At 71.2% G+C, this 8,977-nt stretch carries 2 protein-coding genes; both read left to right on the top strand.

Going from position 1 to position 8,977, the window contains the following annotated elements:
- The first annotated feature begins 21 nt into the window (after positions 1-21).
- Positions 22-7,812 (top strand): SDR family NAD(P)-dependent oxidoreductase, encoded by a 7,791-nt coding sequence (locus tag ACZ3KP_RS40790; protein ID WP_467506182.1) that lies wholly within the window; start codon positions 22-24, stop codon positions 7,810-7,812.
- A partial coding sequence (locus ACZ3KP_RS40785) for a beta-ketoacyl synthase N-terminal-like domain-containing protein (RefSeq protein ID WP_467506180.1) occupies positions 7,812-8,977 on the top strand: 1,166 nt, incomplete at its 3' end. The genes ACZ3KP_RS40790 and ACZ3KP_RS40785, both read left to right, overlap by 1 nt.

Raw genomic sequence — 8,977 nt, 5'->3', positions numbered from 1 at the left:
TTGGTGATCTGGACCCAGGGCGTGGCCGCCGGTCAGGATCTGGCCGGTGCGGCGGTGACGGGTCTGGTGCGCTCGGCGCAGTCGGAGCATCCGGGTCGTCTGCTGCTGGTCGATGTCGACCCGGCGGCCGGCCTGGACCCGACGCGTGACGCCGACGTGGACACCGTCCTGGCCGCGGTACTGGATTCCGACGAGCCCGAGGTCCGCATCCGCCGCGCCGCTGACGGCGGGGGGATCGCGGCCTTCGGCCGACGGTTGGCCCGCGCCAGTGAGCTGTCCTTGCCGACTGGATCGGGCTGGCGGGTCGAGGTGACTCAGCCCGGTGACCTGAGCAGTGCCGCGGTCATCGACGCTCCCGAGACGAGTGCGGAGTTGGCGGCGGGTCAGGTCCGGGTGGGCCTGCGGGCGGCGGGCGTCAACTTCCATGACGTGCTGGCTGGGCTGGGCATGGTCGTGGACGGCCGGGTCCTGGGCATGGAGGGTTCCGGTGTTGTCCTGGAGACCGGCCCCGGAGTCACTGGCCTGACGGTTGGTCAGTCGGTGATGGGTCTGGTGCCCGGTTGGGGTCCGGTCGGGATCGTGGACAGCCGTCTGCTTGCCCCGGTTCCGCAGGGCTGGTCCTTCCAGCAGGCCGCGGCGGTGTCGGCAGGCTTCCTGACCGCGTTCTACGCGTTGCGGGATCTGGCCCAGGCTCGCCCCGGCCAACGGGTGTTGATCCACGCCGGTACGGGTGGAGTTGGCACGGCTGCGGTGCAGCTGGCGAAGGCGTGGGGGCTGGAGGTCTTTGCGACCGCGAGCCCGGCCAAGCAGCACGGGCTGCGCGCAGCCGGTGTGGAGGAGAGCCACATCGCCTCCACTCGTGATCTCGACTTCTGTGAGCGGTTCCTGGCCGTGACCGGTGGCGAGGGCATGGACGTGGTCGTCAACGCCCTGGCCGGGGAGTTCACGGATGCCTCGCTGCGGCTGCTGCCGCGCGGCGGCCGGTTCGTCGAGATGGGCAAGACGGACATCCGCGACGCCGCCGAGGTTGCCAAGGCCTATCCGGGAGTCGTCTACCAGGCGTTCGACCTGATGGACGCGGGCGTGCCGCGGATCGCGGAGATGTTGGCCGAGCTCGGGACGATGTTCGAGGCTGGGACGCTGATTCCGCCGCCGGTGACGTGTTTCGAGCTGTCGCAGGCTGTGGCGGCCCTGCGGTACCTGCAGGCGGCCCGGCAGGTGGGCAAGGTCGTGCTGAACGTGCCGGCCGAGTGGGACAGCCAGGGGACCGTCCTCGTTACGGGCGGGACTGGCACGCTGGGCGGGGAGTTGGCGCGGCACCTGGTGAACGTTCGGGGCATGCGGCACCTGGTGCTGATGTCCCGTCGTGGCCCGGTCGCGCCGGGCGTGGCCCGTCTGGTCGCCGAGTTGGCGCAGTCGGGTGCGAGCGTGCGGGTGCAGGCCGGCGATGCCGCCGACCGCGAGGGTCTCGCCTCGGTGCTGGCGCGGCTTACGGCCGAGCGGCCGCTGACCGCGGTCGTGCACGCCGCCGGTGTGATCGACGACGTGACGGTGGAGTCGCTTACGCCTGAGCGGATGGCGCCGGTGCTGGCGGCCAAGGTCGACGCGGCGTGGAACCTGAACGAGTTGACCCAGGGCGCGCGCTTGGCCGGGTTCGTGCTGTACTCCTCGGCCGCGGCCGTCGTGGGCAATCCGGGACAGGCCGGCTATGCCGCCGCCAACGCGTTCCTGGACGCGCTGGCCTCCTACCGCCGGGACCGGCACCTGCCCGGCCAGTCGCTGGCCTGGGGCCTGTGGGAGCAGACCTCGGAGATGACCGGGCACCTCAACGGCACCGGATTGTCCCGCCTGCGCCGTGGCGGCATCCAGCCGCTGACGACGGAGCAGGGGCTGGCGCTCTTCGAGGCTGCTACTGCCCTGGGCACGCCGCTGGCGGTCCCGGCCCGGTTGGACCTGGCCGCGTTGTCGCGTGCCGGGGGGCCGGTGCCCGCGCTGCTACGCGGCCTGGCCGCCGGTGGTGCCTCCGCACGCCCGTCCGCGGCAGCGGCTGCGGCCGTTGGAGGTCTTGCGGGTCGGCTGGCCGCGCTGTCTCCCGCCGACCGTGAGCAGGAGGTCCTGCAGATCGTCCGGGCCGGCACCGCCATCGTTCTGGGCCATGCCCGTCCCGGGGACATCGATCCCCAGCGGACCTTCCGCGACATGGGCATCGACTCCTTGACCGCGCTGGAGCTCCGCAACCGGCTCTCGACCGAAACCAGGCTCACGCTCCCTGCCACTCTGGTGTTCGACCGGCCGACACCGATGGAGGTCGCCCGCTACCTCGTGGCAGAGGCCTGCGGGACCACCGAGGGCGTCGGAGCGGCGTCCGTGCCAGCGGTCCGTGTCGGCACGGACGAGCCGGTGGCGATCGTCGGTATGGGGTGCCGGTTCCCGGGCGGGGTCGAGGACCCGGAGAGCTTCTGGCAGCTGATCGCCGCAGGGACCGACGCGATGTCGGGCTTCCCGGTGAACCGCGGTTGGGAGACGCCGAGCGCGTCCGAGTCTGCTGATGCGAGTGCGTCTTTTGCTCGGGTGGGTGGCTTCCTGGCTGGGGCTGGCGATTTCGATGCGGAGTTCTTCGGGATCAGTCCGCGTGAGGCGTTGGGGATGGACCCGCAGCAGCGCCTGCTGCTGGAGACGTGCTGGGAGGCGCTGGAGGACGCCGGCATCGCCCCGGGAACGTTGAAGGGCACCGATACCGGTGTCTACGCGGGCATCATCGCTTCGGGCTACCAGCTCGGCGAGCAGGACGGTGCCGGTGGTTTCGGGCTGACCGGTACGACGGCGAGTGTGGCGTCGGGTCGAGTGGCGTACACGTTGGGGCTGCAGGGTCCTGCGGTGTCGGTGGACACGGCCTGTTCCTCGTCGCTGACGGCGATTCACCTGGCGGCGCAGGCGCTGCGCTCGGGCGAGTGCGGGATGGCCCTGGCCGGTGGCGTCATGGTGATGGCCTCGCCGGGGACCTTCGTGGAGTTCGCGCGGCAGCGAGGCCTTGCTGCCGACGGTCGGTGCAAGCCGTTCGCGGATGCCGCTGACGGGACCGGTTGGGGTGAGGGCGTCGGGATGGTGGTCCTGGAGCGCCTGTCGGACGCCCGTGCTCGCGGGCACCGGGTGCTGGCGGTGGTTGCGGGCAGTGCGGTGAATCAGGACGGTGCGAGCAATGGTCTGTCGGCGCCGAATGGTCCGTCGCAGCAGCGGGTGATCCGGGCTGCGCTGGCCAGCGCGGGGCTGCAGCCGGGTGATGTCGACGTGGTCGAGGCGCATGGCACGGGTACGGCGTTGGGTGATCCGATCGAGGCGCAGGCGCTGTTGGCGACTTACGGTCAGGATCGTCCTGAGGGTCGGCCGCTGCTGCTGGGTTCGGTGAAGTCGAACATCGGTCACACGCAGGCTGCGGCTGGTGTGGCGGGTGTGATCAAGATGGTGCAGGCGATGCGGCACGGGGTGCTGCCGCAGACCCTGCACGTGGACGCCCCGTCCTCGCATGTGGACTGGTCGGCCGGTGCGGTGGAGTTGCTGACCGAGCCGCGCGAGTGGCCGGAGGGTACTGGTCCGCGTCGTGCGGGTGTGTCTGCGTTCGGGATCAGCGGCACCAACGTGCACCTGATCCTTGAGCAGCCCGCGCAGGATGTCCCTGCCGTGGATGCTCCTGTCCTGGCCGGGCCGGAGTCGTCTTCGGGTCCGGTGGCGTGGGTGCTGTCGGCGCGGTCCGGTGCGGCGCTGGCCGCGCAGGCGGGTCGGCTGGCGGAGTTCGTGACTGACCGTCCGGAGGTTGCGGCCAAGGATGTCGCGTTCTCGCTGGCCGTCACCCGGACCACGGCGTTCTCTCACCGGTTGGCGGTGGTCGGCGATGACCGTGAGCAGTTGTTGGCGGGTCTGACAGCGGTTGCGGCGGGCCGGGAGGCTCCGGGTGTGGTGGCCGGGGTTGCTGGTTCGGCGGCGGGGTCGCGGCCGGTGTTTGTGTTCGCGGGTCAGGGTGCGCAGTGGGTTGGTATGGGTCTGCAGTTGTGGGACCTGGAGCCGGTGTTCGCGGCGGCGATGGAGCGTTGCGCGCAGGCGCTGGCGCCGTTTGTGGACTGGCAGTTGCGTGAGGTGCTTGGTGACGCGGGGCTGTTGGCTCGGGTGGATGTGGTTCAGCCCGCGTCGTGGGCGGTGGCGGTGAGTCTGGCCGCGCTGTGGCGGGCGTATGGCGTCGAGCCGGCGGCGGTTGTGGGTCACAGCCAGGGCGAGATCGCGGCGGCGTGTGTGGCGGGCGGGTTGTCGTTGGAGGACGGCGCGCGGGTTGTGGCGCTGCGCAGCCGGGCGTTGGCCGGACTGGCCGGCACGGGTGGCATGGTGTCGGTGCCTGCCTCGCTTGAGGAGGTTCAGGAGTGGGTCTCCCGCTGGGGCGATGACCTGTCGGTCGCGGCGGTCAACGGCCCGCGGCAGGTCGTGGTCGCCGGTACCGCGGAGGCCTGCAGCGAGTTCACGGACGCCTACGCCGATCGTGGTGCGCGGCGGATCGCGGTGGACTACGCGTCGCACACGGCGCATGTCGAGGCGGTCAGGGACCGTCTGGCCGAGGACCTGGCCGGCGTGAGTGCCGGTAGCAGCGCGGTGCCGTTCTACTCGACGCTGGAAGCGCGCGTGGTGGATACCGCCGGGCTGGATGGTGGGTACTGGTACCGCAACCTGCGGCAGACGGTGCGCTTCGGTGAGGTCATTGCCGGCCTCGCGGCGGAGGGCCACCGGGTGTTCGTGGAGGTCAGTCCGCATCCGGTGCTGGGTCTGGCGATCGCGCAGGCCGGCGACGACCTGGTTGCCGCGGGCAGCTTGCAGCGTGGTGATGGTGGTCGTGGTCGTTGGCTGACTGCGCTGGCTGGTGCCTATGCGGCTGGTGTGGAGGTGGACTGGGCCGCGGCAACCGCCGACGAGGGCCGGGCGGTCAAGGTTGATCTGCCGACGTACGCGTTCCAGCGTCAGCACTACTGGCCCAAGGCCGTCACCGGTGGCGGTGACGCGTCGTCGATCGGCTTGCAGCGCGTTGGGCACCCGTTGCTGGCGGCGGCGGTGTGGCTGGCCGAGGGTGATGGGCTGGTGTTGACGGGTCGTCTGTCGCTGGCCGGGATGCCGTGGCTGGCCGATCACGCGGTGCACGGCACGGTGCTGCTGCCCGGCACGGCGTTCGTGGACCTGGCGGTCCACGCCGGGGACCTGGCCGGCTGCGGCGTGTTGGAGGAGCTGACGCTCCAGGAGCCACTGCTCCTGCCCACCCAGGGCGGCGTGCAGCTTCAGGTCCAGGTCGGCGACAGCGAGGGCGACAGCGGCCGACGGACCGTCACGGTCTCCTCCCGCCAGGGGGAGGACGAATGGGTTCGACACGCGGTCGGCGTGCTTGCGCCGGTCGACGGCCAGCCTGCCCCCACCTCGCTCGTCGCTTGGCCTCCGGCCGGCGCGGAGCCGGTTCCGGTCGATGGCGCCTATGAGCGTCTCGCTCAGCGTGGTTACGGTTACGGGCCGGCGTTCCAGGGCCTGCGTCGGGTGTGGCGTGCCGGGGACACCGTCTACGCCGAGGTCGAGCTGCCGGAGGCTGCGGAAGCGGATGTCGCCGGGTTCGGCTTGCATCCCGCTCTGCTCGATGCGGCACTGCAGGGTCTGCTGGCCGCCGGTGATGGCAGTGGCGGGACGGGTCTGCCGTTCGCGTGGTCGGGGGTTCGGCTGCTGGCCGGCGGCGCCCGCCAGCTGCGGGTGGTCCTGGCGCCCGAGGCGAGTGGCGTCTCGGTGACGGCGTTCGACGGTGCCGGTCAGCCGGTACTGCAGGCGCGATCGTTGGCGATGCGTGAGGCCGCGGCCGGTCAGTTCGCCGGGGCGGCCCGTCAGGTGCGCCAGTCGCTGTTCACGGTGGACTGGGTTCCGCTGCCGGCGCAGGCTTCGGCTGCTGCAGTGCAGTGGGCGCGGCACGGTTCCGGGATGGCTCCGGTGGTTGTTGCTGCGGTGCCTGCCGCTCCCGCCGGGAGTTCGGCGTCGCAGGCGGCCCAGCTGGCTGCTGCGACGGTGCTGGGGTGGGTGCAGGAGTGGCTGGCCGACCCCGCGACCGACGACGCACGCTTGGTGATCTGGACCCAGGGCGTGGCCGCCGGTCAGGATCTGGCCGGCGCAGCGGTGACGGGCCTGATCCGCTCCGCGCAGTCGGAGCACCCGGATCGTCTGCTGCTGGTCGACGTCGACCCGTCAGCCGGTCTGGACCCCGCCCACGACGCAGACGTGGACACCGTCCTGGCTGCGGTGCTGGACGCCGACGAGCCCGAGGTCTCCATCCGTCCCGCCTGTGACGGCGGGAGTGCGGTGGCGTTCGGTCGTCGGCTCGTCCGGGCCGGGACGGAGGAGCCCGGGACCGCGCCCGCCGAGTGGGACAGCCAGGGCACCGTCCTGGTCACCGGTGGAACCGGCGCGCTGGGCGGGGAGTTGGCCCGGTACCTGGTGGACGACCGTGGCATGCGGCACCTGGTGTTGCTGTCCCGTCGCGGCCCGGCCGCGCCCGGCGCGGCCCGCCTGGTCGCGGAGCTGGCACGGTCGGGTGCGGAGGTGCGGGTCCAGGCCGGCGATGCCGCCGACCGGGACTCCCTCGCCCCGGTGCTGGCGCGGATCGCGGCCGAGCGGCCGCTGACCGCGGTGGTACACGCCGCCGGTGTGATCGACGACGTGACGGTCGAGTCGCTGACGCCCGAGCGGATGGCGCCGGTGCTGTCGGCGAAGGTCGACGCGGCGTGGAACCTGCATGAGTTGACCGAGGGCACGGGCCTGGCCGGCTTCGTGTTGTACTCCTCGGCCGCAGCCATTCTGGGGAGCCCGGGTCAGGGGAGCTATTCCGCTGCCAACGCGTTCCTGGATGCGCTGGCCGCCTACCGCCGCGACCGGCAGCTGGTCGGTCAGTCGCTGGCCTGGGGTCTGTGGGCCCGGGAGTCGGAGATGACCGGGCACCTCAACGGCACCGGATTGTCCCGCCTGCGTCGTGGCGGCATTCAGCCGATGACGACCGGTCACGGTTTGGCGCTGTTCGAGGCCGCCGCCGCGTTGGGTGCGCCGGTGGCGGTCCCAGCCCGGCTGGACCTGGCCGCGTTGTCGCGTGCCGGGGGGCCGCTGCCTCCGCTGCTGCGCGGCTTGGTCGCCGGTGCCCCCGCCCGGCCCACCGCGGCTGCGGCCGCGGCCGCAGCCGGCTTGGCGGCCCGGCTGGCCCTGCTCGGTCCCGCCGAGCGTGAGCAAGAGGTCCTACTGATCGTGCGCTCTGCCGTCGCCGTCGTCCTGGGCCACGCCGGCCCCGGGGACGTCGATCCGCAGCGGGCCTTCCGCGAGATGGGCATCGACTCCCTGACCGCGCTGGAGCTCCGCAACCGGCTGTCGGCCGAGACCGGCTTGAGCCTGCCCGCCACTCTGGTCTTCGACTACCCGACGCCGGCCGCGGTCGCCGGATATGTACGGACGGGAATCGTCGCTGACGGCGACCCGGGGATGGCACCGATGATCGCCGAGCTCAACCAGCTCGAATCCCGTCTTCTGAACCTTGCGGGGAGCTGCGAGGCGCCGGACGGCATCACGACAATCCTGCGCGGAATGCTGTCCAAATGGATGGACGCGCAGGGCGAGGTCCAGTCGGTGGACGAGTCTGACGGCGCTTCCATAGCGTTTGATTCAGCGACTCCTGATGAAGTATTTGATTTCCTTGACAAAGAATTCCGATTGCATGGGTCGGAATCGGATGACTTTGATCGACGAATCGATGAGGAAACCCTTTAATGGAAAATCAGGAAAAGCTCTTCGACTACCTGAAGAAGACCTCGGCTGAACTCGTCCAGATGCGCAAGCGCCTCCGGCACATGGAGGCACGTGAGCATGAGCCGGTGGCGATCGTAGGGATGGGTTGTCGCTTCCCGGGCGGGGTCGAGGACCCGGAGGGCTTCTGGCGGTTGATCGCCGGAGGGACCGACGCGATCTCGGGGTTCCCGGTGGATCGTGACTGGAACCTGGAGCGTCCGGAGGGCTCCGATCCCGATGACGCGAGCCATGCGTTCGCCCGGGTGGGTGGCTTCCTGGCTGGGGCCGGCGATTTCGATGCGGAGTTCTTCGGGATCAGTCCGCGTGAGGCGTTGGGGATGGACCCGCAGCAGCGCCTGCTGCTGGAGACGTGCTGGGAGGCGCTGGAGGACGCCGGCATCGAGCCGGGTTCGCTGCGGGGAACCGATGCCGGTGTCTACGCCGGAATCATCGCGTCGGCCTACCAGGCCGGCGAGCAGGCCGGTGCCGACGGTTATGTGATGACAGGGACCGCGGCGAGCGTGGCGTCGGGTCGGGTGGCGTACACGCTCGGGCTGCAGGGTCCTGCGGTGTCGGTGGACACGGCCTGTTCGTCCTCCCTGACGGCGATTCACCTGGCCGTGCAGGCGCTGCGGTCCGGCGAGTGCGGGATCGCGCTGGCCGGCGGCGTGACGGTGATGGCCACCCCGGGAACCTTCGTGGAGTTCGCGCGCCAGCGGGGCTTGGCTGCCGATGGCCGGTGCAAGCCGTTCGCGGAGGCGGCCGACGGCACCGGCTGGGGCGAAGGCATCGGAATGGTGGTCCTGGAGCGGCTGTCGGACGCCCGTGCTCGCGGGCACCGGGTGCTGGCGATGGTGACGGGCAGTGCGGTCAACCAGGACGGTGCGAGCAATGGTCTGTCGGCGCCGAATGGTCCGTCGCAGCAGCGGGTGATCCGGGCTGCGCTGGCCAGCGCGAGGCTGCAGCCGGCCGACGTCGATGTCGTGGAGGCGCATGGCACGGGTACGGCGTTGGGTGATCCGATCGAGGCGCAGGCGCTGTTGGCGACTTATGGTCAGGATCGTCCTGAGGGTCGGCCGCTGCTGCTGGGTTCGGTGAAGTCGAACATCGGTCACACGCAGGCTGCGGCTGGTGTGGCGGGTGTGAT

This window comes from Streptomyces sp. NPDC020958 (assembly GCF_055562175.1).
This window is presented reverse-complemented; position numbering and strand designations above follow the sequence as displayed.